Origin of the sequence: Pseudopontixanthobacter vadosimaris (assembly GCF_012979275.1) — a bacterium.
Lineage (GTDB): Bacteria > Pseudomonadota > Alphaproteobacteria > Sphingomonadales > Sphingomonadaceae > Pseudopontixanthobacter > Pseudopontixanthobacter vadosimaris.
This window is the reverse complement of record NZ_JABASZ010000014.1, coordinates 91,748-118,734: the sequence shown is the minus strand read 5'-3', so window position 1 is coordinate 118,734 and position 26,987 is coordinate 91,748. Positions and strand designations below refer to the sequence as shown.

Sequence of the window (26,987 nt, the reverse complement as noted above, 5' to 3'; positions counted from 1 at the left end):
GTGGCGGTCAATCGTTGTAATAGGCGCTGAAGACATGCGCCCGACGCGCAGCACGCTGGGAGAATATGCCGATGGTCGCCACGAGTGGTTCAGATGATGCAGCAAGGCAGCCGGGCACGAAGGACGGCTGGTCCTCGCGGTCGGCCTTCATCCTTGCGGCGGTGGGGTCCGCGGTCGGCCTTGGCAATATGTGGCGTTTCCCTGCCGAGGCCGGCGCGAACGGGGGCGGGGCCTTCGTTCTGTTCTACATTTTCTGCGTCGTTCTGATCGGTTCGCCGGTCCTGCTGTCGGAAACGCTGATCGGCCGCCACGGACAGGCATCCGCCCCTGAAAGCGTCAGGCGGATGGCGATCGAATCGGGCAAGTCGCGCCATTGGGACGCGCTCGCCTCCATCGGCGTGCTGGGTGCCTTCATCGTTCTCAGCTTCTACTGTGTGGTCGGCGGATGGGTGCTCTATTATGTCGGCGCCTTCGCGCAGGATCTGGTCACGACCGGACTGTCGGGCGGTGCCTTCCAGGGCCGCCCTGCCGAGGAGGTGGAGGCCCTGCTGCCCGGCCTGTTCGGCAATGGCACGCTGATGGTCGCGCTGCAGGTGTTGTTCCTGCTCATCACCCTCTATTTCGTCGCGAGAGGTGTCTCGGGCGGGATCGAATTCGTCGCCACCTGGCTGATGCCGGCCTTCTTCATCCTGTTTCTTGCGATCACCATTTACGGTGCCTTCACCGGAGGCTTCGCCGAAGCGGTCACTTACCTGTTTTCCTTCGAACCTGAACGTCTGACCGGCCCAGTGATGCTGGCCGCGGTGGGGCAGGCGTTCTTTTCGCTGTCGCTGGGGGTCGCGGGGATGATCACCTACGGCTCCTATGTCGGCCGCGACGTCAATCTTGCCGGCACTTCGACGATCATCGCCGGAGCGGATACGGCGGTGGCGCTGATCGCCGGCCTTTGCATCTTCCCGATCGTCTTTGCCGCGGGGCTGGAACCGAATGCCGGGCCGGCCCTGATGTTCCAGTCGCTTCCGCGCGCATTCCAGGACATGCCGGTCGGTTCGCTGATAGGGCTCCTGTTTTTTATCATGGTGTTCTTCGCCGCTTTGACGAGTTCGGTTTCGCTCCTCGAAGCGCCGACGGCCTGGATGAAGGACAAGTTCGGCATTTCGCGCGTGGTGGCCACCGTCACGGTTTCGGCGGGTGCATTGCTGCTGGGCGCGTTGGCCGCCCTGTCGTTCAACACTCTGGAAGAATGGCACCCGCTGAACGGTATGTCGCTCTTTGCCGGCATGGGCATGTTCGACATTCTGGATACGGTCACCAGCAAGGTGCTGATGCCGATCGGCGCGATCCTCACCTCGATCTTCGTGGGGTGGATCGCTTCCCGCCGGTTGATCGATGCCGAAAACGGCCTGACCGGCGGGCTGCACCGGTTCTGGCTGTTCCTCGTTCGCTGGCTTTGCCCGGTTGCGCTGATGGCCATTCTGCTCGTCGGCATCTTTCCTTCCCTGACTGAATAGAGCGACGCTGCTTTTTGCGCTTCCCGTCGGCGTCGAACGCGATTAGTCGTTTCGCGCCGGCTGGTTGCGCGGGGATGTCTCGCGGCGGGCCTGGGGGGAAATGCATGCGGTGATCTTCAGTCGTGTGAAGCCGCTCGATGCCATTCTGGACGTCGCTGCGAAGAAATCTCTGGAACGCACGCTTGGTGCTTTCCAGCTCATGCTGTTCGGTATTGGCTGCGTCATCGGCACGGGTATTTTCGTGCTAACCGCTGCGGGCGCGCAAAAGGCGGGGCCAGGGCTGATGCTGGCCTTCGCCATAGCGGGGGCCATCTGCATCGTAGCCGCCCTCTGTTATGCCGAGATTGCCGCGATGATCCCGGTTTCGGGGTCCGCTTATACCTACACCTATGCGACCATGGGCGAATTGCTGGCCTGGACGGTCGGCTGGGCGCTGATCCTGGAATATGCGGTGGCGGCGAGCGCGGTTTCCGTGGGCTGGTCGGGCTATTTCGCCGGTACGATCCTGAACGAATTCCTTGGCATCCAACTACCGGCCTGGCTGTCTGCGGGTCCGCTGATATTGGGCGGCGCACCGGGAGGACTGATCAATCTGCCGGCGCTTGTGATCGCCTTGCTGGTCACCTGGCTGCTGATGGTCGGCACGCGGGAAAGCGCGATTTTCAATACCATCCTGGTTGCAATCAAGGTAACGGCCCTGACCGTATTCCTGTTCCTGACCCTGCCGGCGGTGGAACTGCAGCGGTTCAACCCTTTCCTGCCGGCCGGGATGTTTGGCGGGTTCGGCAGCGGTGTCGGCGCGGTCGGCGCAGCGGCGACGATCTTCTTCGCCTATGTCGGCTTCGACGCGGTTTCGACGGCGGCGGAGGAAACGAAAAATCCGCAGCGCAATGTGCCCATCGGCCTCGTCGGATCGCTGCTGTTCTGCACCGTGTTCTATATTCTCGTGGCGGCAGGGGCGATCGGCACGATCGGCGGGCAGCCGATCATGGGGCCGGGCGGCATTCCATTTCCCGCAGGGTCCGAAGAACTGGCCCGTCAATGCGCCCTGCCGCAATTTTCGCAGATGCTGGTCTGTTCGGACGAGGCGCTGGCCCATGTCCTGCGGCAGATCGGTTTTTCCGAAGTCGGCAATATGCTCGGCATCGCGGCCTTTGTCGCCCTGCCTTCCGTGATCCTGGTTCTACTGTTCGCGCAAACCCGCATCTTCTTCGTCATGAGCCGCGACGGGCTGTTGCCGGAGAAGCTGAGCAGGGTGCATCCCAGGTGGAAGACGCCGTATGTCGTCACCATGATCACCGGTGCGGTCGTTGCCGTGGGGGCGGCGTTTCTGCCTGTGGGGCAGCTTGCCGATATCTCCAACGGGGGTACTCTGTTCGCCTTCATGATGGTGGCGATCGCGGTGATGGTGCTGCGGCGGACCGCGCCCGAGGTGAAGCGCAGTTTCCGCACGCCCGCATTGTGGCTGGTGGGGCCGGCCACGATTGCGGGGTGCATCTTCCTGTTCCTCAACCTGCCGTTCCTGGCGATGCTGGTCCTGCCGGTCTGGGGCGCGATCGGGCTGGTGGTCTATTTCGGCTACAGCCGCAGCCACAGCCTGCTGGGCAAGGGCATCGTCGAGATACACGAACAGGATACGGCCGGGATCGAACCTGATATACCGGGTCTCGCGGATCGAGGACGGGATTGAAGACCGGCGTGAAAATGGCCGCTTCCATTCCGGGAGCGGCCATTTTGCTCGAGGTGTGCCGTTTAGCGCAGGCCCGTTCTAACGCAGGCCCGTTCTAACGCAGGCCCGTTCTAACGCAGGGAAGTCTTGGCGTGGTGTTCCGCGCCTTCTTCCCGCACATCCATGCCCAGCATCATCTTCCCGGTGGTCAGCGCGCCCAGCTTGGTGCTCCAGATTTCCGCTTCGCCCAGATCCATGCGCAGCATGAGCAGGTTGGGATCGTCCTTGCCGCCCTTGTACCAGGCCTCGACGAAATTGCTCCAGTGCTGCTCCAGCCTGTCGCGGCTGAGTTCCTGGGTCAGGGTGCCTTCAATGCGGGCGAAGATTTCGTGACCCTTGCCCGCGAAAGTCGCGACGGCACGGCCCATTTTGGCAAGGTCGCTGTCCTTGTGCGAGAAGAACCAGATGGAATGATCGGCATTCTTGTCCAGCTGGGCGGTCATCACCACGGCGGCGTCCGGTGCGTCATTGCGTTCCAGGAACACGAAGGGCGAATCCGCGATCGCATGCCAGAACTTGTTCTTCAGTTCCTCGGGGTCGCCTTGTCCATACTGCATTCGATTACTCCTTTTGTGTCCGTCCATGAACGGGCGGACGGGGCGGATGTTCCGAAGATCGGCGAAGCTCAGGAGCAGGCCTGCTGCGTCATTTCCGGGGGATTTGATCGCCAAACTGCAAAACTGTGGAAAGGCAGATTGCCTATTAAGCATGGCGGGAACATAATAGGAACAAACGAGTCGATTCCTTTATGAAAAATGCTGCCGAAACCCCATCGAACCATCATGCGCTTGCCCGGCTGTGCTCCAGCCTGCCGGGCAATTTCACGCAACTGTCGGCCTTGTCGCCGGATCATGACACAGATTCGGACCGGGCCGCCAGGCAATGGCGCCCGGGCTCTACCGGTGCCCTCCATAGCGAGATATTCGCCTGCGGGAACGAGGCGGCGGGTGCCGGCATGGCGCTGTCGCTGGCGCTGGATGCCATGCGCGCGGCTGCCCGTGATGGAAACGGGCCTGCCGCTGCCGCTCCTTCCGACGATCAGCGCGCGATATTGTGGGTGCAGGAACGCGCTGCGGCAAAGCGCGGCGGCTATCCCTATCGCCCGGGAATGCCGCCGGATCTGCAACGCCGGGTGATCCATGTTCTGGCCGAAAAGCCAAAGGATGCCCTGTTCGCGCTGGAGGAAGGGGTGCGGTGCCGCGACCTCGCCTTCGTCATCGGCGAGATCGTGGGCAACCCGCAAGTGCTGGACTTCACCGCTTCGCGCCGTCTCAGCCTTGCGGCGGAACATCATGGGGTTCCGCTGTGGCTGGTGCGGATCGATGCAAGGCGCGATCTCAGTTCCGCGCGGATGCGCTGGGATGCACGGTCCGCCCCTTCGCCGCGCCCTCGCTGGAACAGGGATGCTCCCGGCACACCGGGGTGGCATGCCAGTCTGTTCCGCTCCCGCATTCACCCCCCTGCAGAATGGATAATGCGCGATGACGGATATCGCCTCGACGTCGAGCCACCGGCACGGCAGCACACCGGAGCAGGGCAGGGCAGCGGGCAGGCGAATCCTGTCGATCTGGTGCGCGCGGCTGGCGATTGATCGCTGGCGTCATGGTCAGGGCTGCGCGGAAGGGGAAGGTGCGGATGCAGGCCCGCTGGTACTGATTACCGAAACCGCGCATGGCCCGCGTATCGATGCCGCCAATGGCGCAGGCCGTGCTGCCGGTGCGGTTCGCGGCATGATGCTGGCCGATGCCCGCACGCTCTGCCCGCATCTGAAAGTGGCGATCAGCGACCCTGCCGGCGATCTCGATTTTCTCGAGCGTCTGGCCATCTGGGCTCAGCGCTGGGGCCCGTGGAGCGCGCTCGATCCGCCGGACGGATTGCTGGTGGATATCAGCGCGGCCAGCCATCTGTTCGGCGGGGAACGGGCCTTGCTGGCCGATCTGCAGCAGCGTTTCGCCGCCCGCGGCCTTGCCGTACGCAGCGCCATTGCGCCGACCGCCGGTGCCGCCTGGGCGCTGGCGCATCACGGCCCGTGCGACGGGCGGGGCGGTGCCATTCTCGCCGCTCAGGACGATGCGCGGGCCCTGCTGGCCGACCTCCCCATGGCGGCCCTGCGGCTGGATGACGATGTGCTGACCGTTCTGCGCAGGCTGGGGCTGAAACGGCTCGGCGACATGGATGGGATCGGGCGCGATGCGATCATGCGCCGGTTCCGCAACCGCCGTTCGCCCGCCGCCAATCCGCTGATCCGCATGGACCAGTTGCTGGGCGGCGTGCCCGAACCGCTGCTGCCCGTGGTGCCGACCGACATGCCCATGGTGCAGCGCCGCCTCGTCGAACCGATCCGCCACCGCGACCTGCTGGACCAGGTGCTGCGCGACCTGTCGCAGGACATGGCCCGCACCCTTGAAGGCCGGGGCGAGGGGGCACGGCGCCTTGAACTCGGCCTGTGGCGGGTCGATGGGGAGGTGGTGGTCCGCCGCCTCGAAATGGCTGCCGCCACGCGTGAGGCCGATCATATCTGCCGCCTGTTCGCGGCACGGCTCGACGATGTGGATGCAGGCTTCGGCATCGAAACCGTGCGCCTACGCGCCAGCTGGACAGAAGGCCTCTCGCTGGAACAGGGAGATCTGGACAAGGCGGCGGAGGAACACGGCACATCGCTTGCGGCCTGCATCGACCGGCTGACCGTTCGCCTGGGAACGGATGCGGTGCGGCGCCCGGTGCCTCATGCCAGCCATATTCCCGAGAGGGCGCAGCGCTGGCAGCCGCCCCTTGCCCCCGAACCCCCGAGTCAGGGGCAGCTTGCTTTTCATGCCCGCCCGCTGAAAATGCTCGACCGGGCCGAAGCCATTGCCGTGCTCTATGCCACGCCCGACGGATTTCCCCGGCAGTTCCGCTGGCGCGGGCAGGTGCACGAGGTCTGCCGGGTAGAAGGACCGGAGCGGATCGCGCCGGAATGGTGGCGCGAAAGGTCAACGGTGCGCCTGCGCGATTACTACCGTATCGAGGACCGGCAGGGGCGCCGTTACTGGATCTATCGCCACGGCATTATCGGCGACGGGCGCGGGGGTGTGCCCGACTGGTATCTGCAGGGGCTATGTGCCTGACGGGCAGATTGCGACGTGATGTTTTCACGAAACAATTTGGAGAATCGCAGAATAGAACATATATGGAACACATGGCCCAGCTTTCCGTCATTGAACGTCTCGAAATCCTTGCCGATGCCGCGAAATACGATGCGTCCTGCGCTTCGTCGGGTACGGCGAAGAAGAACAGCATTGGCGGCAAGGGCATCGGTTCGACCGAAGGCATGGGCATCTGCCATGCCTATGCGCCGGATGGGCGATGCATTTCGCTGCTGAAAATCCTGCTGACCAATCACTGCATCTTCGATTGCCACTACTGCATCAACCGCAAGAGCTCGAACGTACGGCGGGCGAAGTTTACTCCGCAGGAAGTGGCGGATCTCACGATCAGCTTCTATCGCCGCAATTATATTGAGGGGCTGTTCCTTTCCTCGGGCATCGTCAAGAGTTCCGATCACACCATGGAACAGATGATAGAAACGGCCCGTATCCTGCGGGAAGAGTATGATTTTCGCGGCTACATCCACCTCAAGACCATCCCCGAAGCGGATCCGCAACTGACCTATCGCGCGGGGCTTTATGCCGACCGCGTATCCATCAATGTGGAACTGCCGACCGATGCCGGGCTGACCCGCCTCGCGCCCGACAAGAACTCCCGTCAGATCGAAGGCGCGATGGGCGGGGTAAAGGACAGCATCGCCGAGGCGAAGGACGCGCGGAAGCGTTTCCGCCATGCGCCACGCTTTGCCCCGGCCGGGCAATCCACCCAGATGATCGTGGGGGCGGACGCCGCCAGCGACGCCGATATCGTTGGCAAGGCAAGCCGGCTTTACGACAGTTTCGGTCTGCGCCGGGTGTATTATTCCGCCTTCAGCCCCATTCCCGATGCCAGTGCGGTCCTGCCATTGAAGCGTCCGCCGCTGATCCGCGAACACCGGCTCTATCAATCCGACTGGCTGATGCGTTTCTATGGTTACAATCCCGGTGAAGTCATGCAGGCGACGGGCGATGACGGCAATCTGCCGCTCGATATCGATCCGAAGCTCGCCTGGGCGCTGAAATTCCGGGAAAGCTTCCCGCTCGACGTCAATCGCGCACCCCGTGAAATGCTGCTGCGCGTACCCGGGCTGGGCGTGCGCGCGGTAAACCAGATCATTGCCGCCCGCCGTCACCGGACCTTGCGTTTGGACGATGTTGGCAAGCTGACAGTTTCTGTCACCAAGGTCCGGCCCTTCATCATCGCGGCGGACTGGCGGCCCACCACATTGACGGATCGCGCCGATCTTCGCAGCCTGCTCGCACCGAAGCAGGAGCAGCTGGAGCTGTTCGCGGCATGATACCGGCGCAGCGCATCAGGGCGGATACACGCTATGTCATACAATTGCCGGAACCTGACGATTTCGGCTTCTGGCGCGAACGTGCCCGCGCGCTGGTGCAATGCGACGTGCCGCCCGACCGCATTGCCTGGGTCGAACCCGGCGGATCGGGCGACCTGTTCGGTCGTAGCGATTTGCGCGTTCCGTCCCCTCCGGCAGATGCGCCGCAGATCCGCGTCAGCCGCCGCTTCCTGCAACTGGCGAAGAATGCGGCCTTGCATTCAGACCCCGAACGGTTTGCGCTGCTCTATCGGCTGCTGTGGCGTCACCAGACCAATGGCCGGGTCATGGAGGACAAGGCCGATAATGACGTCCGGCGATTGGAAGATCTCGACCGCAGCGTGCGCCGCGACAGCCACAAGATGCATGCCTTCGTCCGCTTCCGCGTGGTGGAGGATGAAGGCGTCGAAGGATCGGGCGATGAACATTACGTCGCCTGGTTCGAACCCGATCATCATATAGTTCGGGCCAATGCCGGCTTTTTCGTCAGGCGCTTCGCCAATATGAAATGGTCGATTCTGACGCCGCGCCTCAGTCTGCATTGGGATGGCGAAATCATGCGCGAAGGGCCGGCGGCAGAACGGGGCGATGCGCCAGCGGGCGACCCTGCCGAGGATCTGTGGCGCAAATATTATGCCTCCATCTTCAACCCGGCGCGTTTGAAGGTCGGGGCGATGCTGAAGGAAATGCCCCGTAAATATTGGAAGAACATGCCCGAAGCCGCCCTGATACCGGAACTGGTGGCAGGGGCACAGCAACGGGAAAGCACGATGGTGGATGCAGGAACGCTGGAATTCGAGGAACGGCCCGAGACGCTGGCCGCGATAGACAAGGCGATACATGCCTGCCGGAAATGTCCGATCGGCGAACTCGACAATCATGCCGTCATGGGGGAAGGGCCGCTCGGTGCTGCCCTGATGATCGTCGGCGAACAGCCGGGCGATCAGGAAGACCAGAGCGGGCGCCCCTTCGTCGGGCCAGCCGGGCAATTGCTCGACGTGCATCTCGAACGTGCGGGGCTGGACCGCGACAAGGCCTATGTTACCAACACCGTCAAACATTTCAAATATGTTCAGCGCGGCAAGCGTCGGTTGCATCAGTCGCCCAATGCCAAGGAAATCGACACCTGCCGCTGGTGGGTGGAAAGCGAACGCGCCATCGTGCAGCCGAAGCTGGTGCTTGCCATGGGGGCCAGTGCTGCGCGCGGCATGCTGGGCAAGACCGTCAGCATCACCAAGGCACGCGGAACGCCGCAGATGCTGGAAGATGGCAGCGAACTCTGGATCACGGCGCATCCTTCCTATCTCCTGCGCCTCGATGGAGAAGCGCGGGAGAAGCAGGAACGCCTGTTCGATGCCGATCTGGCGGCAGTGGCGCAGCGGCTCGCCGAAATGGCTGACAGCTGATCCTGTGAAGCAGCCATGCCCGACGCTCCGCTCACACCTGCAAAGCGCCGGATCGATTGCGATCCTTGCCGCGTGGATTCACCCGCCCGTGCGCCATTCGTCGAATTGGGGCTGCTGAGCTGTTTCAGTTTCCTGCGCGGGGCATCGGATGCTGTCGATCTCGTCCTGACCGCCCGGTCGCTCGGGTATGATGCGATCGGGATTGCAGATGCGAACTCCATGGCAGGCGTGGTTCGCATTCACACAGAGGCAAAAACCCTTAAGCTGAAGCCGCTTATCGGCAGCAGGATAGAAACTGTCGAAGGTTTAGCGTTCTTGGCCTATCCCAGTGACCGGGCGGCCTATGGCAGACTGTGCACCCTGATTTCAGCAGGCCGGATGCAAACTCTGGATGGGAATTGGCAGGCGAAGGGCGAATGCGCCATTTCTCTCGCCATGCTGGCGGAGCATTCCCAAGGCGTGCAGCTCATCGCCCTGCCGCCGCCAGATCTGGAACAGCATTTCACAATACCGGCATGGGCGGGCAATGTCGTGGCGCTGAATGGCAAGGTGATGGAGCATGCTGTCAGCGGCCGCTTCGTCGATCTCCTGCCGCATCTGGCCGCCGGCCTGCCGAATTTGCGCCACCTTGCCGCCAGCTTCCTCTACCGCGTGGACGATATTGCGCGCATCGACCGCCTCGATGCGCTGGCGCGGGCGAACGGCCTGGGACTGCTGGCCACGAACGATGTACATTACCACGCCCCCGACCGCCGGCCGCTGCAGGATGTGATGACGGCGATCCGCCACAAGACCACCGTCGCCCGGGCCGGTCACCTGCTGCACGCCAATGCCGAACGGCACCTGAAAAGTCCGCAGGACATGGCTGCGATGTTCGCCCGCTGGCCTCATGCAATCACGGCATCGCGGGTGATTGCCGATGCCTGCACCTTCAGCCTCGATGAATTGCGCTACGAATATCCGGAGGCGGTCTATCCCGACGACATGACGCCCCAGCAATATCTGGTCGATCAGTCCTGGGAGGGGGCAAAATGGCGTTATCCCAATGGTTTGCCGGACAATGTTCGGCAGACGATCGAAAGGGAACTCGCCCTGATCGGGAAGCTCGACCTCGCTTGCTATTTCCTCACCATCAAGGACATCGTCGATTTCGCCCGCGGCGTCGATCCGCCGATCCTGTGTCAGGGGCGGGGTAGCGCCGCGAATTCGGCGGTATGCTATTGCCTCGGCATCACCTCGGTCGATCCGGCGAAGCACGCCCTGCTGTTCGATCGCTTCATATCGGAGGAGCGCAAGGAACCGCCCGATATCGATGTCGATTTCGAACATGAGCGCCGCGAGGAGGTGATCCAGCATATCTATGCGAAATACGGCCGGCACCGGGCGGGGCTGTGCGCCACCGTCATCCATTACCGTCCGCGCATGGCCATTCGCGAAGTGGGCAAGGCCATGGGTCTTTCCGATGACGTCACGGCGGCACTGGCACGGACCGTGTGGGGTGGCCACGGGCGAGAGATCGGTGAAAAACACGTGGAGGAAACCGGACTCGACATCACGGACCCGCACTTAAGACGTGTTCTCGCGCTGACCGAGCAAATGATTGGAATGCCGCGTCATTTATCCCAGCATGTCGGCGGTTTCATCCTGACGGAAAGCCGCCTTACCGAAACGGTGCCGATCGGCAATGGCGCGATGCCTGATCGCAGTTTCATCGAATGGGACAAGGACGATATCGAGGCACTGGGCATCCTGAAGGTCGATGTGCTGGCGCTGGGTATGCTGACCTGTATCCGCAAATGCCTCGATCTGCTGGAGGATCATCACGACCGGCACCTGGAACTCGCCACTGTCCCGAGGGAAGATCCGGAAGTCTATGCCATGCTGCGCAAGGGCGATTCCCTCGGTGTGTTCCAGGTGGAAAGCCGGGCGCAGATGAACATGCTGCCGCGCCTGCGTCCGCGTGAATTCTACGATCTCGTGGTGCAGGTGGCCATCGTGCGGCCCGGTCCGATCCAGGGGGACATGGTCCACCCTTATCTGAAACGCCGCCGGGGGGAGGAAAACGTCGTCATTCCGGCGCCTGGCCCCGAACACGGCCCCCCGGATGAACTGTCCTCGATCCTGGAGCGTACCCTCGGCGTGCCCATCTTCCAGGAACAGGCGATGAAGATCGCGCTGGATGCGGCGAAATTCAGCAGTCTTGAAGCCAACCGGCTGCGCAAGGCGATGGCCACTTTCCGCAGCCGCGGCATGGTCGATGAATTGCAGGACATGATGGTGGAGCGCATGGTGCAGCGCGGCTACGACCGCGAATTCGCACAGCGCTGCTTCAACCAGATCCGCGGTTTCGGCGAATATGGCTTTCCGGAAAGCCATGCCGCCAGTTTCGCCCATCTCGTCTATGTCTCCAGCTGGCTGAAATGCCATTTCCCCGCCGCCTTCTGCTGCGCCTTGTTGAATTCGCAGCCCATGGGGTTCTACGCCCCGGCGCAGATCGTGCGCGATGCGGTGGAGCATGACGTCGCGGTCCTGCCGGTGGATGTGAATCGATCCGAATGGGATTGTACCCTGGAACGCCGCAGCGCCACGTCGCGTTCTGGTGGTCAGGAAAAGGGGAAACGGGATGTCGCCGTGCGATTGGGGCTGAGGCAGATCGATGGATTGCCTGAAAACGTGGCCGCGCAGCTGGTGGCGGTCCGCGCGGAAACCGGTGACTATCGTGACGTTGCCGCCCTGCGCGACCGGGCAAGGATCAGCCCTGCCCATATCGAGCGCCTGGCATCTGCCGATTGCTTCGGTTCGTTGGGCCTGCCGCGGCGTCAGGCGCTGTGGGATGCGCGTAGCCTGCATGGCGGAGTCGATCTGCCCTTGTTCAAATTCGCGGAATCACGGGACGAGGGGGCGGAGGCATCGCGCACCGCGCTGCCCCATATGCCCCTGTCCGAAGAAGTCGTGGCCGATTACCAGACCCAGCGCCTCAGTTTGAAGGCGCATCCCATGGCGTTCCTGCGGGCCGGACTGGCCGAGCGCGGCTTCGTGCGCGCGTGCGATTTGCGGGACCGGAAATTCCGCTCCATGGTGCAGGTGGCGGGCGTCGTGCTGATCCGCCAGCGCCCCGGTTCGGCCAAGGGCGTCTGCTTCATTACGCTGGAGGACGAAACGGGAGTCATTAACCTCGTGGTCTGGCCCGATCTGAAGGAAAAACAGCGCAAGGTCGTCATGGGGTCGCGGCTGATGGAAGTGCGCGGACGGGTCGAATATGACGACGAGGTCATTCACGTCATTGCCCAGCACATGACCGATGCGACAGGACGCCTGCACGAATTGTCAGACGATCTGCTGAACGCACCCGTTGCAAGGGCCGACCATTGCAACAGCCCGTTACCGGCAAAGCTCAACCCGCGAGACGATCTGCGCTCCGGCAGCGACGATCCTTATCCGGCGCCCGACCCGGAACCTTTCCAGCTACCGGCGAACAATCGCGAATGCGGTTTCCACGGCGGACATCCTCGCGATGCCCGCATCATTCCCAAGTCCCGTGACTTTCATTGATGCGCTATCGCTCCTTCTCACGGCGGGTCGGACAATTCGCAGCGGACCGCCGGATCGTGGCCCTGCTGATCGCCCTTGCCATAGTGCTCGCAGGCATGGCGTGGCTGCGCGACAATCCGCAGCATAACCCCGCCGCACCACTCGACCTTCGTGATCCAGATGGCTGGGCGACTGCTGCAAAATGGCAGGAATTGCGAAAGGATACACGAATCTGCCGGAAGGTTCTGGAGAGAAGCGGAGTAAAATTCGAATTGCTCGGTTCCGAAGGGGAGGGGGCTTGCTCACGGCCGGACCGGAGTACCCTTGCGGAATCTCCGCTGTCGCCTTCAGCCCCCGTCGCAACCTGCGCGGTCAATGCGGCCATGGCATCGTGGCTGCAGCGAACGGTCGAGCCGGCGGCACGGGACCTTCTAAGCTCGCCGCTTGCCTCAGTGAGCCATCTGGGAACCTATAGCTGCCGAAGGCTGTACGGCCGCAGCAACGGACGGTGGAGCCAGCACGCCACCGGAAACGCCATCGACATCGCAGCCTTTACTCTCGAAGATGGAACCGAGATCAGCATCGTTTCGGATTGGGCGGAAGAGGGATCGGCAAATCGCAAGGCGCGCTTCCTGCGCCATATCCGCAGCGGTGCCTGCCAGGTCTTCACCACGGTGCTCTCGCCCGATTACAACGCGGCCCATCGCGACCATTTCCACCTCGACCAGTCGCCGCGCAACCGGTATTTCTGCCGCTAGGGTTCGAGGGAATAGCCGGCAGAGCGCACGGTCCGTACCGGATCGGGAGCACCCTCGACCTCGATCGCCTTACGCAGCCGTCGGATATGCACGTCTACCGTTCGCAGCTCTATGTCGCTGCCCGTGCCCCATACGCCGTCCAGCAACTGGCCGCGACTGAATACCCTGCCGGGGCTTTCCATCAGGAATTTCAGCAAGCGATATTCGGTGGGGCCGAGCTGAATCATCTTGCCTTTCCGCTCCACCCTGTGCGCCACCGGGTCCAGCCTGATGTCACCCACGGTGATGGCTTCACCCGCCAGAACGGGCCTGATCCGGCGCATGACGGCAGCGACCCGCGCCAGCAATTCGCGAGGCGAGAACGGCTTCGTCAGGTAGTCGTCGGCGCCAGTGTCCAGCCCGCGGATCCGGTCGTCCTCCGCCTCGCGCGCGGTCAGCATGATGATCGGAACATGGGCCGTCGCTGCATCGCGGCGGAGGCGCCGGCAAACCTCTATGCCGCTGGTCCCCTCGATCATCCAGTCCAGGATGACGAGATCGGGCACGTCTTCCACCGCCAGGATGAGCGCCTCGTCCCCGTCTCCGGTCGAGCGAACAGCGTAGCCTTCGGTGCGAAAGCGGAATTCCAGCAGTTCGCAGAGCGAAGGATCGTCCTCGACCAGGAGCAGCTTGGCAATCGGCAAGTGTCGGTCCCTCATGTCTGGCGCAGACGACGCCACCGCCATAAGGCCCGATTGCGACAGCTATGTGTCAGAACGCGCCTCAGCTATCCTCGTCCGGGGGATATTCGCCGGTGGCTGCGAAATGCACCATTTCTGCAACATTGGTGGCATGATCGCCGATGCGCTCGATATTCTTGGCCACGAAGAGCAATTGCGCCGCGCTGCTGATGGTGGCCGGGTTTTCCACCATGTGACTGACCAGATTGCGGAAGATGGAATTGTAGAAGGCATCGACCTTGGCGTCGGCCCTGATGACCTCCAGCGCCAGTTCGGGATCGCGCGAGGCATAGGCGGTCAATACGTCATGCACCATTTCGGCGGCGAGATCGCCCATTGCCGGAAGCAGCGTCAGCGGTTCAAACCTTTTGCGGCCTTCGATCTCTCCGACACGGCGAGCGATATTCTTCGCGTAATCGCCGATGCGTTCGACGACGCCAGCAATCTTGAGAGCGGCAATCACTTCGCGCAGATCGTCCGCCATTGGCGCACGCAAGGCGATGATCCGCACCGCCAGCTTGTCCACGTCGGTCTCGATCGCGTCGATCTTGCGGTCGCGCTTGATGACCTTCTCGGCAAGGCCCTCATTGCCCTGAACCATGGCGTCCAGCGATTCCTGGATCGAAACCTCGGCCAGACCGCCCATCTCGGCGATCAGGCCGCGCAGACGGGTGATATCGTCATCGAAAGCCTTGACTGTATGTTCGGACATTAGCCGTACCGTCCTGTAATATAATCCTGGGTCCGCTTTTCCAGCGGGTTGGTGAAGATGTCGGACGTGCGCCCGTATTCCACCATCTTGCCGAGGTGAAAAAATGCCGTGCGCTGGGAAACGCGCGCGGCCTGCTGCATGGAATGGGTAACGATCACGATCGCATAGCGGCCGTTCAGATCGCCGATCAGTTCCTCGATCTTGGCCGTGGCGATAGGGTCGAGCGCGGAGCAGGGTTCGTCCATGAGGATCACTTCGGGATCGACTGCGATCGCGCGGGCGATGCAGAGCCGCTGTTGCTGGCCGCCGGACAAGGCGGTGCCACTGTCGTTCAGGCGATCCTTCACCTCGTTCCAGAGGCCCGCCCGCTTCAGGGATTTCTCGACGATGGCGTCCAGCTCGTCCTTGCCGTCCGCCGTGCCGTGGATCTTGGGGCCATAGGCGATGTTGTCGTAGATCGATTTCGGGAACGGATTGGGTTTCTGGAACACCATGCCGACTCGGGCGCGCAATTGCACCACATCCATTCGCGAGCGGTAGATGTCCTCGCCATCGAGTTCGATCTTGCCTTCCACCCGGGCCGAGGGGATCGTGTCGTTCATGCGGTTCAGCGTGCGGAGGAAGGTGGATTTGCCGCAGCCGGACGGGCCGATGAAGGCCGTCACATATTCGGTCGGGATATCGATCGAAACGTCGTCGAGGGCTTTCTTGTCGCCATAGAAGACGCTGACGTTCCGCGCACTCATCTTCGCCTCGGTCGTCTGCAGATTTTGATGGATTACGGTCACCAGCTTTTCTCGAATCGATTGCGCAGATAAATGGCCAGGCCGTTCATCAGCAGGAGGAACAGCAGTAGCACGATAATCGCCGCGCTCGTCCGTTCGACGAAGCTACGGTCGATTTCGTCGGACCACAAAAAGATCTGCACCGGCAGCACCGTCGCGGGCGAAGTGAAACCATCGGGCGGGGTCGCGACGAAGGCCCGCATCCCGATCATCAGCAGCGGTGCGGTTTCGCCCAATGCGCGGGCCATGCCGATGATGGTTCCGGTAAGGATGCCAGGCAGGGCGAGAGGCAGGACATGGTGGAACACCACCTGCACCGGACTGGCCCCGATCGCCAGCGCACCGTCGCGAATGGACGGCGGCACGGCCTTGATCGCGTTTCGGCCCGAGATGACGATGACGGGCATCGTCATCAGCGCAAGGGTCATGCCCCCGATGAGCGGCGCGGAACGCAGGTTGGGAAATATCCACAGGAAAACGGCGAGGCCCAGCAGGCCGAAGATGATCGACGGAACGGCGGCAAGATTGTTGATCGATACCTCGATGATATCGGTCCAGCGGTTACGCGGGGCATATTCCTCGAGATAGAGCGCGGCAAGCACACCGATGGGAAAGGCGAGTGCCAGCGTGACGATCATCGTCAGGATAGATCCCTTGAGCGCGCCCCAGATGCCGACCGTCTGGGGGTTGGTCGCATCGGCGCGTGAGAGAAAGCCGAGGTCCAGACGATTGTCGAGAAGACCCCGATCCTCGAGCCGGTCTGCAAGCGCGCGTGCTCCAGGCGAACCTTCGCCGGAAAGGCCGCTGGCCAGTTCGGCGCTCGCCGGGAGCCAGATCGCCTCGCTCGTCTGCAGGATGGCCGGGTTGTCGACGATCTCCTGACCCACGACGCGCCAGGCTTCCGGGCTCAGCGCCTCGTTCGCGGCGTCCCCCAGCGCCTGTTCCGCGCTGAACGCAACGAGTTCGGGCAGACCCTGTATCTCGAGCGACTGAATCGCATCAGGCTGCGCCATGGCCACGGGGTCGGCGCTGATACCGGCCTGCGTGAAGTCGATCGGCACGCGCAGTTCAGCACGCTGGAATCCGCCGATGCCGTTGATCGTCATGGTGACCAGAAGGAAGGCCAGGACGAGAATGGAAAAGACCACGGCGACAAGCCCGGCACGTCGGAACCATTTTTCCGTCGCGTAACGCTTCTTCAGCCGCGCTTCGAAGGCGGAGGAACGGGTGGGGTTGGTGGTCCTGCTCATGATCTCACTCATAGGCTTCGCGAAAGCGTTTCACGACGCGCAGCGCAAAGAAATTGAGCGCCAGCGTCACGAGGAACAGCACGAAGCCCAGGGCAAAGGCGCTCAAGGTCGCGGGATGGTCGAAGCTGCCTTCACCGGTCAGCATGGCGACGATCTGGAAGGTGACCGTCGTCATCGCCTCCAGCGGATTGGCGGTGAGGTTCGCCGCCGCGCCCGCCGCCATTACCACGATCATCGTTTCACCGATCGCGCGGCTGATCGCCAGCATCACACCGGCGACGATGCCAGGGAGGGCGGCGGGCACCAGGACCTTGCGGATCGTTTCGGAAGTGGTCGCACCCATCGCCAGACTGCCATCGCGCATTGCGCTGGGCACGGCGGCAATCGAATCATCCGCCATGGAAGACACGAAGGGGATGATCATCACGCCCATCACCAGCCCGGCGGCAAGCGCGCTCTCGCTCGACGCGTTGCTGATACCGGCCGAAAGGGCGACGTCGCGGATGGCAGGGGCAACGGTGAGCGCCGCGAAATATCCATACACCACCGTCGGCACGCCAGCGAGAATTTCCAGCATGGGTTTCAACCATCGGCGCCAGCTCGGGCGCGCATATTGCGTCAGGTAGATCGCGCTCATCAGGCCGAGCGGGATTGCGACGATCATAGCGATGATCGCGCCGATATAGATGGTGCCCCAGAACAGCGGAATCGCGCCGTAGCGCGACGGATCCGGCGAATCGGGGCTGCTCATGGGGTCAGGCCCCCATTGCGTTCCGAACAGGAAATCGATCGGGTTGACCATGCCGAAAAACCGCACGGTCTCGAACACCAGACTGACGATGATGCCCAGCGTGGTCAGAATGGCGACCAGCGATGCCAGCAACAGCACGGCCATCACGATCTTCTCCACCCGGTTCCGGGCGGCGAAATCGGGCTTGAGGCGGAGAAAGGCAAATGCGCCGGCCAGGAAGGCGATCACGAGCGTGACGACAAGGCCGATGGTGCCATAATAGGATATCGCATCCCGGTACGGTCCGATGAAGGCGCGAGCCTCGGGGTTGAATACACCCTGCGCGGCTCCGGTTGCCACGGCGCGCGCATCGCTGAGGATCGCCTGCCGCTTGAAGCCGAAAGCCGGCAATTCGCTGGCGGCAGGTGTCGCCAGAACCGATTGTGTCACCAGCTGCGGCGACAGGATGCCCCAGACCGTGATGAACAGGGTCACGGGGATCACGATCCAGAGCGCGACATACCAGGCATGATAGGTCGGGCGGGATGCAATCCTGCCGTTGGCGCTGCTGCGCTGGAAGCTCCAGGCCCGGGCACGCGCGGCCAGCCATCCGGCAAGGCCGAGAGCAAGGGCAAGCAGGAGGAGAATGATCGGGGACATGGATTAGCGCATGATGCCTGGATGAGAAGCGATTCCGGTCGGTGCGTCGACCATGGCCGGGGCGTTGCTGGGTATTGATGACAGTATCATGACAGTTTGGCGATATCCCGCACCGCCGCCTGCGACGGAGCCTTGCATGGTATCCGCACCGTCACCGTCGTTCCTTCACCTTGCACGCTGTCGATGTCGAGCCTACCGCGGTGGCGTTCGACGATATGCTTGACGATCGCAAGGCCGAGGCCGGTGCCGCCCGATGCCCGGCTGCGGCCGGGATCCGTGCGATAGAAGCGGCGCGTCAGATGGGGCAGATGCTCCGCTGCGATCCCTTCGCCGCGATCCTCGACGGTCAGCGTCGCTTCACCCTTGTCGGACATGTCCACTGCCACGCTGACCATCTTGTCGTCGTCGCCATACTTTAGCGCATTATCGACAAGATTGCGCACGAGTTGTTCCAGCTGCTGGCTGTCGCCGGCGATGAGGACCGGCGAATTGCAGTGCATTTCCAGACGATGCGCCCGTTCGCTGCCGGCAGCATCACGGGCGGCACGTTCCACCAGGCTGGCGAAGCCGATCTCCTCCTCGGGCTGATCGTGTTTCTCGGCTTCGACGCGAGAAAGCGACATCAGATCCTCCACCAGATGCTGCAGACGCCGGGCTTCGCGCGCGATGGTGCCGAGGAACTTGTCAGACGTTTCTTCATCGAGAGAGCCGGGGGTGTCCAGCAAGGTTTCGACATAGCCGATGATCGAGGCCAGCGGCGTACGCAATTCATGGCTGGCGTTCGCGACGAAATCCGTGTGGGCGCGGCTGATATCGGCTTCGGATGTGCGGTTCACCAGTTCGATGACTGCGAAACCGTCGCCGATGGGCTGCCGGTTCATGCTCCAGATATCCCGCCGCCGTTCCAGACCGCGGATGATCGCACTGCCCGCAGCGTCGCGCGCCAGCAGGGCGATCGCTTCGGGATGCCTGAATGCGACCCGGGCATCCTGATCGACCAGATGACTGCCCAGCAGCCTGCGCGCCGACAGATTGGCCGTCGTCACCCGGCTGCCCTGCGTCAGCAGCATCGGTGTAGCCGAATGTTCGATCAGATCGCCGACACTCGCACGAGTAAACGCGCCGTCGCCGCCGCTGCGGTCGGGTTGCGGCGGCCGGGGTGCGCTGAGCCAGAGGGTACCCAGCCATATGGCGAGGATGATAAGCGCGATATGGAAACCGACTCCCGCCAGCACCATGCCGATCGCACTTACCAGGGCAAGCGCCAGACCGGGCCGGGACAAGGTAGGGCGCTGCTCCATGCTGGATAGCAGCCTTAGCCATCAAATCTGTGATGTGCCAGTGGAGCGCCGCGCCATGTGAATAAGTCGATCAGGAGCGCACGCGCCATGAAGATGGCGGCCTATCCGATGGATCGCGAAATGAGGAGATATGCGCCACCGGTGGTGACCCCTACGGGAATCGAACCCGTGTTTCAGCCGTGAAAGGGCCGCGTCCTAACCGCTAGACGAAGGGGCCATGCCAGTGTTTGAACCGGTGGCGTGGCGGCGCAATTAGGTCGGTGTGGCTTTGCGGTCAAGCCCGTGCGAGCAGGAAAAGGCAATTGACGGGAAAAAAGATTGCGCCTCCGCCGCTGACCCTGCCGGTTCTGCTGCGTCAGTCTGCCCAGGCGGCATCCTCCAGATGCAGTTCCGCCTGGGTGCGTTTCCCCCAATCGTCGATCTTCGCACGGCCAGCCAGCCACAATCTGCGGCCGCGAGAGGCATGGAGCAGGGCCTGCCCCATGTCGGTTTCAGCGGCACGGAAGGCGATCGCCTTGAACGAGGCCCCGTCATTGCCGCTTGCGACCAGGCGCACGTGATCGTTCCCCACCATGTCGGCCTTGACGAGATGGACCGGGCCGACCGCGATGCGGGGGCCGGGCCAGCCCACGCCGTAGGGTCCGGCGCTTTCCAGCGTTTCGACGAGTTGCGGCGTCAGTCCGGAAGGGGCGATGGACAGGTCCAGCTTCAGGATCGCCGCGGCGCTGGCGCGGGCGACCGCTGGAGACAATCTTTCGTCCAGCCAATCGGCCAGAGCATCGATTCCATCGCTCGCCACCGTCAGTCCCGCCGCCATGGCGTGGCCGCCGCCTGCGATCAGCAGCCCGTGTTCGCGTGCGGCGATGATGGCCGCGCCAAGATCCACACCGGGAATCGAACGGCCGGACCCCTTGCCTTCGCCCGATGCCGGATCGCTGGCGATGACGACCACCGGCTTGCCCGTCTTTTCCTTGAGCCGTCCGGCAACGATCCCGATGACACCGGGGTGCCATCCAGCTCCGCTCACCACGATCACGGAGCGGTTGTGCTGCTTCTCCGCCGAAACCTCCGCAGCCTGCTGCACTTCCGCCTCGATCATGCGACGATCCTCGTTCAGGGCGGAAAGCTGGGCTGCGATAGCGCGGGCCTCGTCGGGATCACCGGTCACCAGCAGCCGCACGCCAAGCGTCGATTCGCCGACCCGCCCGCCGGCGTTGATGCGCGGCCCGAGCGCGAAGCCGAGATCGCTGCATGCCGGTGCGCGCTTCAGGCGGCTGGCATCGATCAGCGCGGCCATGCCGATGTTCTCGCGGTGCGCCATGACTTTCAGCCCTTGCGCCACGAGCGCGCGGTTCAGCCCGTGGAGCGCAGCCACGTCGGCTACGGTGCCAAGTGCCACCAGGTCGAGCAGCGCCATCAGATTGGGTTCTGCCTTGCCGGCGAAGAAACCGCGCTGCCGCAAGGTGCGGCAGACCGCGACAGCCAGCAGGAATGCGACACCTACTGCGGCAAGGTGGCCGTGGCTGGCTCCGATCTCGCTTTCGTCCAGCCGGTTGGGGTTCACCATCGCCACCGCGCGCGGCAGTTCGGCGGAACATTTATGATGATCGACCACGATCACGTCGACGCCGGCATCATGCGCCATCTGCAGCGCAGAATGAGCCATGGCCCCGCAATCCACCGTGACGATCAGGCTCGACCCCTGTTCCGCCAGCCTGACGAGCGCCGCGCCGCTGGGGCCGTACCCTTCCAGCAGACGGTCGGGAATGTAATAGCCCGCATCATGGCCGAGCATCCTGAACAAGCGGATAAGCAATGCCGAACTGGTGGCCCCGTCCACGTCGTAATCGCCGTAGATCGTAACGGTTTCCCTCGTCAGCACAGCCTGCGCGATCCGATCCGCCGCGCATTGCATGTCCTGAAACTGCGAGGGATCGGGCAGGAAATTACGCAAGGTCGGATTGCGATGCGTCTCTATGTCCTCGCGCGCCACACCGCGAGAGGAGAGCAGCTGCGTGACGATATCGCCACCTGCCCCGTCGCCGCCCGACAGGGCCATGTTCCCGCCCCGCCACTGCCATGCGCGGCCGGAGAGGGAACTGTCGACGCCGAAGACGGAAGAATAAGCGCTGGAAGCCATGGCGCGTCCCTACAGGAACAGTTCGCTAACCGAAAGCGTGCCATTGACTCAGGGCCGAGATGATCGAAGGTGGAAGCATGGATCGTGCATCCGACCCGCTTGGCGAACCTCACGTGCTGATCGCCTGGCACAGCCGCACCGGCGCGAGCGACGCGATGGCGCGTGCCGCGATGGAAGGTGCCGGTCAGGCGGAGGGGCGGGAGCGGGCGCGAATGCTTCCGGCCTCCCGGGTCGAGCCTGCCGATATTCTGGCGGCAGCGGCCTATATCTTCGTCTGTCCTGAAAATCTGGCCACCATGAGCGGCATGATGAAGGAGATGTTCGATCGCTGCTATTACGAGGTGCTGGGCAGGATCGAGGGCCGGGCGTTCTGCACCATCATCGCGGCAGGGTCCGACGGGCAGGGAGCGCAGGCGCAGATCGACAGGATCGCGCAGGGCTGGCGCCTGAAGCGCGTGGCCGAACCCCTCATCATCAACATGGCGGCGCAGACGAAAGAGGAGATCCTCGCCTCCAAAACCGTGCCGGAAGCGGAACTGGCGCTATGCCGCGATCTTGGGCAGGCGATGGCGGAAGGTCTGGCGCTCGGGATGTTCTGAAACGATCGGCCGCGGTCGCCCGGCGGCGCAGCGAGATGTCGGCAGCGCAGGATCGATGCGGATGAGAATAATGGAGTACGGGTCCATTCCTATTCAAATGCCTTCTGACGAATGCGCTTGTTATTGATTGTTCGCAAGAGACTGTCCCCGGCGCTGAAATCCTTCGCGAGCAACTGGCCGGTAGGGGCAAAGCCGTGCTCCTTGAGGGTGCCGTGATCCGCAGCCTCGCATCCTTGACGCGCGGATTGCATAAGACTGCGGCAATGCGCTTGCGATTGGCTGGCCGCCTGCCGCGCTCATGATGGTGCGCGAGGAAACCGTGGCGGCCATGGAACGCTGGCAAGCTGCGGAACCCTTCCGGCGCGGTGCTCATCAGCTGCGAAGCCACTGGGGACAGTCACGTGGACAGCCGAGGTCTGACCCATTTCGCGGGACAGGAGTTCAGACCGGCCACTGAAGTTTCTGTCAGCTTCGAGGAAAACGCAAATCCGGCAGAACGCATTGCCGGGTGGCTGGTGCGCCATGGAACGTTGACGGTGCCTCAAAATCTGATGCCGAAAGTGAGGACGACGACCTTCACCTCTAACCTCAAGGAGGCAGGGTTCTGGTTTGCTCTGCCTGACCCGCCCTTCAGGTTCCGATCCGGGCCATCAATTCGGTTCGCGCCGTATTATATTCCCGCTCGAGCCTTGCGACACGGTCCGCCACGCTTTCCACGGCATCGACCATGCCCACGCCCTGACCGGATCCCCAGATATCCTTCCAGGCCTTGGCCTTGCTGTTGCCGCCCGAACCGAAATTCATCGCACTCGGGTCGCTCTGCGGCAGATTGTCAGGGTCGAGGCCCGCACCTTCGATGGAGGACCGCAGGTAATTGCCGTGTACGCCGGTAAACAGATTGGTGTAGACGATGTCGCCTGCCTTGCTGTCGACGACGGACTGCTTGTAGGCCTCGTCGGCATTGGCTTCCTTGGTCGCGATCCACGGGCTGCCGATATAGGCGAAATCCGCGCCCATCGCCTGGGCCGCCAGCACCGACCGGCCATGCGCGATGGAGCCGGAGAGAGCCACGGGACCATCGAACCAGCTGCGGATTTCCTGCATCAGGGCGAAGGGCGACTGCGTTCCGGCATGGCCGCCCGCGCCCGCTGCAACGGGGATCAGGCCGGTCGCACCTTTCTCGATCGCCTTGCGTGAAAACTTGTCGTTGATCACGTCATGCATGGTGATGCCGCCCCAGTTCCTGACGGCGGAGAACACTTCCTCGCGCGCGCCAAGCGAACTGATGACCATCGGCACCTGCCATTTTTCGCAGACCTGCATGTCCTCTTCCAGCCGGTTGTTGCTCTTGTGCACGATCTGGTTGACGGCATAAGGGGCGGCCGGACGTTCGGGATTATCGCGGTTGTGCGCCGCAAGCTCCTCGGTGATCCGGTGGAGCCATTCGTCCAGCATTCCCGATGGGCGTGCATTCAGCGCCGGGAAGGCACCGATGATCCCGGCCTTGCATTGCGCGATGACCAGTTCCGGCACCGAAACGATGAACAGCGGTGAACCGATGATCGGGAGGCGCAAATTGTCGAAAGGGGCGGGAAGGGCCATGTAAAGCTCCGTTGCGGGATGAAACCTGTCGGCGTGTCTATGCGGGGAATTCGCGGTTGTCGAGGGAGGTGCGCCGCTGCCGGGTATTGCTGCCGCCGTGATCAGTTGGGCAGCAGCACCTGCTCAATTCCGTATGCCTTTGCCGCCGTAGCGGCAAACAGCGAATGTTTCTCGGCCCCGGAAGCGCCTTGAGCCAATCGCTTGAAGGCGTTCCAGAGCGTGTCGTAATCCGCACCCCAGCGATCGACCGGGTAATTGCTTTCGAACATTGCCCGCCCGGCACCGAATGCCTCGATGCAGGTCTCGATATATGGTTTCCAGAGGGCAGCGAGGGTTTCGGACCCGCAGCCCACTGCCGGCCCCTGTTCGGGCATTCCGCAGAACGCCATGGCGAGGCCGCCCAGTTTGACACTGACATTCTCGCAGGTGGCGAGTTCTTCGATGTTGGCTTTCCAGCGGCCGAAATGTTCAGGCAGGGTGCCGCGATAGGACGCGATATTGAGCGGCGTTCCGCAATGGTCGAGAATAATCGGCTGATCGGGGAAGGCTTGGGCCAGGGCGATGACATCCGGCAATTGCGGCTCCAGCACCCAGGCATCGAAGGTCAGCTCCATCTGCACCAGATGCCGGAAGCCTTCGCGGAATGCGTCGCTCCCATACAGGCCTTCGGGCGCATGGAAGGGCGGGCCGAGGACGTCCGCATCCGCGTCCCACGCAGCGGCATGCCGGACACCCTTGAAGCGTTCCGGTGCTGCCTGTCGCAGCCGTTCCAGGATGGGGCGCGCCGCATCTCCGCGACTCAGGTCGGCATGGCCGACGATGGCGGCGCAGGGCCGATAGCCGCCGTACAATCCGCTGGCCCCCTGCGCCGCGACGCCATTGACGTATTCTACCTCGCCGACGACCTTGTCGGCATCGCCATAAGCGGGATTGTAGAAGGCACCGCATTCCATGAACACGGTAGCGACAATGTTGTGGCCGGCGGCAGACCCGCCTTTCGTGTCGGCCTGCAGCGCATCGAAATTGTAAGAGGCTGCGCCGGCAATCGCCTCTAGAAACTCGTGCCGGGGTTCTGGAAAGGCGGGGATGATCGGCCGCAGATCCCAGAGATGATGATGCGGATCGATGATCGGCAGTTCGGGATCGATGATTTCTTCGGCCATTGCTGCGGTCCCCTCGCTCTTGCTTGTTCTACCCTTCGCCTGTGTGACACGGTTTTGCCCTGCGGCACAATCGGCGGCGAGGCGGGTTCAATCCATGTCCGGGTAAATAGGGAAGCCGGGCAGTTCAGCCATGCCCGGAACCCATCCGACGATGCTGGGGCGAAGCGAGGGCCGAATAGCTGATGGCGCCGCAATGGCACCTGCCCGATATCGCCGTCATCCTTCTATCCTCCGGTGCATCATGGTTCCCGCGGGCGGTCAGACAAGTCCCTCCAGCACCTGGTCCGGCGGACGATGCCCGTCCATCCAGAAGCGGATATTGGCGATGATCTTGTCGCCCGATGCCTCACGTCCCTCCATCGTGGCGCTGCCGATGTGGGGCAGGGTCATGACATTGGGATGGGCGATCAGGCGCGCATCCACCAGCGGTTCGTGGGGGTAGACATCCAGACCCGCGCCGATCAGCGCCCCGCTTTCGAGCGCCGCGATCAGCGCCTCCTGATCGAGCAGGTCGCCTCGCGCGGTGTTGATGAGTGCGGCGCCCGGCTTCATCAATCCGATGCGCCGCGCATCCAGCAATCCCGCAGTGTCAGGGGTGGAGGGGCAATGCAGGGTCACGATATCGGACCGGCCCAGCAGATCGTCGAGATTTTCCACGAACTCGGCTGCAAAGACGTTCTCGATGGCCGGCGGCAGGCGGTGGCGATTGTGATAGGCGATCCGCAGGCCGAAGGCGCGGGCGCGGTGCGCCACCGCCTGCCCGATCCGCCCCATGCCGACGATGCCGAGCACCTTGCCGCCTAACTGCCGTCCCAGCAGCGCCGAGGGCGCCCAGCCGCTCCATTCGCCGCGCCGCACCAGCGCGATGCCTTCGCGCACGCGGCGCGGAACGCCGATGATCATTTCCATGGCGAGATCGGCCGTATCGTCGGTGAATACGCCGGGCGTGTTGGTGACGATGATCTTGCGGCTGCGTGCTGCGGCAAGATCGATATGGTCGGTCCCCGCGCCGAAACTGGCGATGAGGCCGAGTTGCGGACCAGCCTGCAGAATCAGTTCTGCGTCGATAAAATCGGTTACCGTCGGCACCAGCACGTCGGCCTCCTGCATCGCGGCGGCGATTTCCTCGCGCTTCATGGGGGTGTCGTGAGGATTGAGGCTCGTGTCGAAAAGCTCGCACAGCCGCTGTTCGATCTCCGGCAGCAGATGGCGGGTGACGACGACACGCGGAGGTTCGGTGCGGCGGGGCGAGGGATTGTGTTCGGCCATGCTGCTTCGCTAGGCCCGCCGGCGCGCGCCGGTCAAGGGCGCCATCCCCGAACTGGCGCGCGCCTCCATGCGGTCTTGATGCGAAGGGTTCCAGGGATGTAAGGGTGTATTACGATGCGTAATCCTGCCGAAAAGCCCTCGCTGGCTTCCCCGTTAGCTGTTGCAGCGGCCGTTTGCATGGCCGCCCTCTTCTCGCCCGCGCCTGCCTCGGGCCAGGACCGCGAGGTTCCCTATTGGGCGACCATCCGCAGCGACAGGCTGAACATGCGCGTCGGCCCAAGCCGGGAATATCCCGTCGAATGGGTCTACAGCCGCCCTGGCCTGCCGATCAAGGTCGTGCGGGTCGTCGAAGGCTGGCGCATGATCGAGGATCCCGATGGCGAACAGGGCTGGGTGGTCGCCCGCCTGCTCGATCCGGCACGCGGCGCGATCGTGACCGACGACGGTGTGGCCCCTATGCGCAACGCGCCGTCGGATGCGGCGGCATTGAAATGGAACCTCGAACCGGGCGTCGTCGGAACCCTGGGTGCGTGCGAGGATGGATGGTGCCTCCTGGATGTGGAGGGGCATCGCGGTTATGTGCGACAGACCCGGCTATGGGGTGCCGGCGAACCTTGAGGAATCGGCGGGGAGAAGATCCTCGGCCCGCCGCCCCAGCGC

22 protein-coding genes and 1 tRNA gene are annotated in these 26,987 nt (G+C 63.2%); 10 read left to right on the top strand and 13 right to left on the bottom strand.

Annotation, left to right across the window (positions count from 1 at the left end; translation table 11 throughout):
- Positions 1 to 7: 7 nt before the first annotated feature.
- Positions 8 to 151: a hypothetical protein gene (locus tag HG250_RS13070; RefSeq protein ID WP_338103859.1), complete on the bottom strand. Its 144-nt coding sequence runs from the start codon at positions 149 to 151 to the stop codon at positions 8 to 10.
- On the opposite strand from HG250_RS13070, the gene HG250_RS02850 reads away from it, so the two are divergent.
- Positions 150 to 1,511, top strand: coding sequence for a sodium-dependent transporter (locus tag HG250_RS02850; RefSeq protein WP_338103854.1), 1,362 nt, complete (start codon positions 150 to 152; stop codon positions 1,509 to 1,511). The genes HG250_RS13070 and HG250_RS02850 overlap by 2 nt on opposite strands.
- A gap of 109 nt (positions 1,512 to 1,620) precedes the next feature.
- Positions 1,621 to 3,201, top strand: coding sequence for an amino acid permease (locus tag HG250_RS02845; RefSeq protein ID WP_338103853.1), 1,581 nt, complete (start codon positions 1,621 to 1,623; stop codon positions 3,199 to 3,201).
- 110 nt (positions 3,202 to 3,311) lie between these two features.
- Here HG250_RS02845 and HG250_RS02840 read toward each other — a convergent pair whose 3' ends face one another.
- The gene (locus tag HG250_RS02840) at positions 3,312 to 3,797 is read right to left on the bottom strand and encodes a pyridoxamine 5'-phosphate oxidase family protein (RefSeq protein WP_170002617.1); all 486 of its coding nucleotides are present in this window, start codon (positions 3,795 to 3,797) and stop codon (positions 3,312 to 3,314) included.
- Between the two features lie 191 nt (positions 3,798 to 3,988).
- Between HG250_RS02840 and HG250_RS02835 the strand changes: the two genes are divergently transcribed.
- The 6 genes from HG250_RS02835 to HG250_RS02810 all read left to right on the top strand — a co-directional run bounded on the left by HG250_RS02835 (position 3,989) and on the right by HG250_RS02810 (position 13,397).
- Positions 3,989 to 4,831: a hypothetical protein gene (locus HG250_RS02835; RefSeq protein ID WP_170002615.1), complete on the top strand. Its 843-nt coding sequence runs from the start codon at positions 3,989 to 3,991 to the stop codon at positions 4,829 to 4,831.
- A complete protein-coding gene (locus HG250_RS02830) occupies positions 4,722 to 6,347 on the top strand; it encodes a DNA polymerase Y family protein (protein WP_240956872.1) in 1,626 nt (541 codons plus the stop codon). Before HG250_RS02835 ends, HG250_RS02830 begins: the two co-directional genes overlap by 110 nt.
- 71 nt (positions 6,348 to 6,418) lie before the next feature.
- A complete protein-coding gene (locus HG250_RS02825) occupies positions 6,419 to 7,663 on the top strand; it encodes a putative DNA modification/repair radical SAM protein (RefSeq protein WP_170002613.1) in 1,245 nt (414 codons plus the stop codon).
- The gene (locus tag HG250_RS02820; RefSeq protein ID WP_170002612.1) at positions 7,660 to 9,108 is read left to right on the top strand and encodes a UdgX family uracil-DNA binding protein; all 1,449 of its coding nucleotides are present in this window, start codon (positions 7,660 to 7,662) and stop codon (positions 9,106 to 9,108) included. Before HG250_RS02825 ends, HG250_RS02820 begins: the two co-directional genes overlap by 4 nt.
- 15 nt (positions 9,109 to 9,123) lie before the next feature.
- Positions 9,124 to 12,660, top strand: coding sequence for an error-prone DNA polymerase (locus tag HG250_RS02815; protein WP_170002610.1), 3,537 nt, complete (start codon positions 9,124 to 9,126; stop codon positions 12,658 to 12,660).
- On the top strand, positions 12,660 to 13,397 hold the full coding sequence (locus HG250_RS02810; protein ID WP_170002608.1) for an extensin-like domain-containing protein: 738 nt from the start codon (positions 12,660 to 12,662) through the stop codon (positions 13,395 to 13,397). Before HG250_RS02815 ends, HG250_RS02810 begins: the two co-directional genes overlap by 1 nt.
- Here HG250_RS02810 and phoB read toward each other — a convergent pair.
- From phoB to recJ, 8 genes are all read right to left on the bottom strand, one after another.
- Positions 13,394 to 14,080: a phosphate regulon transcriptional regulator PhoB gene (gene phoB, locus HG250_RS02805; RefSeq protein WP_170002606.1), complete on the bottom strand. Its 687-nt coding sequence runs from the start codon at positions 14,078 to 14,080 to the stop codon at positions 13,394 to 13,396. The genes HG250_RS02810 and phoB overlap by 4 nt on opposite strands.
- 79 nt (positions 14,081 to 14,159) lie before the next feature.
- Positions 14,160 to 14,828 (bottom strand): phosphate signaling complex protein PhoU, encoded by a 669-nt coding sequence (gene phoU / locus HG250_RS02800; RefSeq protein WP_170002604.1) that lies wholly within the window; start codon positions 14,826 to 14,828, stop codon positions 14,160 to 14,162.
- On the bottom strand, positions 14,828 to 15,574 hold the full coding sequence (gene pstB / locus HG250_RS02795) for a phosphate ABC transporter ATP-binding protein PstB (RefSeq protein ID WP_205763517.1): 747 nt from the start codon (positions 15,572 to 15,574) through the stop codon (positions 14,828 to 14,830). Before pstB ends, phoU begins: the two co-directional genes overlap by 1 nt.
- A 38-nt stretch (positions 15,575 to 15,612) precedes the next feature.
- Positions 15,613 to 16,875 (bottom strand): phosphate ABC transporter permease PstA, encoded by a 1,263-nt coding sequence (gene pstA / locus HG250_RS02790; protein WP_170002600.1) that lies wholly within the window; start codon positions 16,873 to 16,875, stop codon positions 15,613 to 15,615.
- Complete coding sequence (gene pstC, locus HG250_RS02785; protein ID WP_170002598.1) at positions 16,868 to 18,253, bottom strand: phosphate ABC transporter permease subunit PstC; 1,386 nt, start codon at positions 18,251 to 18,253, stop codon at positions 16,868 to 16,870. The genes pstA and pstC overlap by 8 nt, the downstream gene beginning before the upstream one ends.
- Before the next feature lie 86 nt (positions 18,254 to 18,339).
- Positions 18,340 to 19,554 (bottom strand): sensor histidine kinase, encoded by a 1,215-nt coding sequence (locus tag HG250_RS02780; RefSeq protein WP_170002596.1) that lies wholly within the window; start codon positions 19,552 to 19,554, stop codon positions 18,340 to 18,342.
- Positions 19,555 to 19,696: 142 nt separating this feature from the next.
- Positions 19,697 to 19,771: transfer RNA gene (locus tag HG250_RS02775), tRNA-Glu, on the bottom strand.
- Between the two features lie 138 nt (positions 19,772 to 19,909).
- Positions 19,910 to 21,694, bottom strand: coding sequence for a single-stranded-DNA-specific exonuclease RecJ (gene recJ, locus HG250_RS02770; protein WP_170002594.1), 1,785 nt, complete (start codon positions 21,692 to 21,694; stop codon positions 19,910 to 19,912).
- Between the two features lie 77 nt (positions 21,695 to 21,771).
- On the opposite strand from recJ, the gene HG250_RS02765 reads away from it, so the two are divergent.
- A complete protein-coding gene (locus HG250_RS02765; RefSeq protein WP_240956871.1) occupies positions 21,772 to 22,293 on the top strand; it encodes a flavodoxin family protein in 522 nt (173 codons plus the stop codon).
- A gap of 630 nt (positions 22,294 to 22,923) precedes the next feature.
- Here the strand turns inward: HG250_RS02765 and HG250_RS02760 are convergent.
- The 3 genes from HG250_RS02760 to HG250_RS02750 form a co-directional block, all read right to left on the bottom strand.
- The gene (locus tag HG250_RS02760) at positions 22,924 to 23,895 is read right to left on the bottom strand and encodes an NAD(P)H-dependent flavin oxidoreductase (protein WP_170002592.1); all 972 of its coding nucleotides are present in this window, start codon (positions 23,893 to 23,895) and stop codon (positions 22,924 to 22,926) included.
- A gap of 101 nt (positions 23,896 to 23,996) precedes the next feature.
- On the bottom strand, positions 23,997 to 25,058 hold the full coding sequence (locus HG250_RS02755) for an amidohydrolase family protein (protein WP_170002590.1): 1,062 nt from the start codon (positions 25,056 to 25,058) through the stop codon (positions 23,997 to 23,999).
- A gap of 258 nt (positions 25,059 to 25,316) precedes the next feature.
- Positions 25,317 to 26,327: a 2-hydroxyacid dehydrogenase gene (locus tag HG250_RS02750; RefSeq protein ID WP_170002588.1), complete on the bottom strand. Its 1,011-nt coding sequence runs from the start codon at positions 26,325 to 26,327 to the stop codon at positions 25,317 to 25,319.
- A 177-nt stretch (positions 26,328 to 26,504) separates the two neighbouring features.
- Here HG250_RS02750 and HG250_RS02745 point away from each other — a divergent pair, with 177 nt between their 5' ends.
- The gene (locus HG250_RS02745; protein ID WP_170002586.1) at positions 26,505 to 26,945 is read left to right on the top strand and encodes an SH3 domain-containing protein; all 441 of its coding nucleotides are present in this window, start codon (positions 26,505 to 26,507) and stop codon (positions 26,943 to 26,945) included.
- Positions 26,946 to 26,987 lie beyond the last annotated feature (42 nt).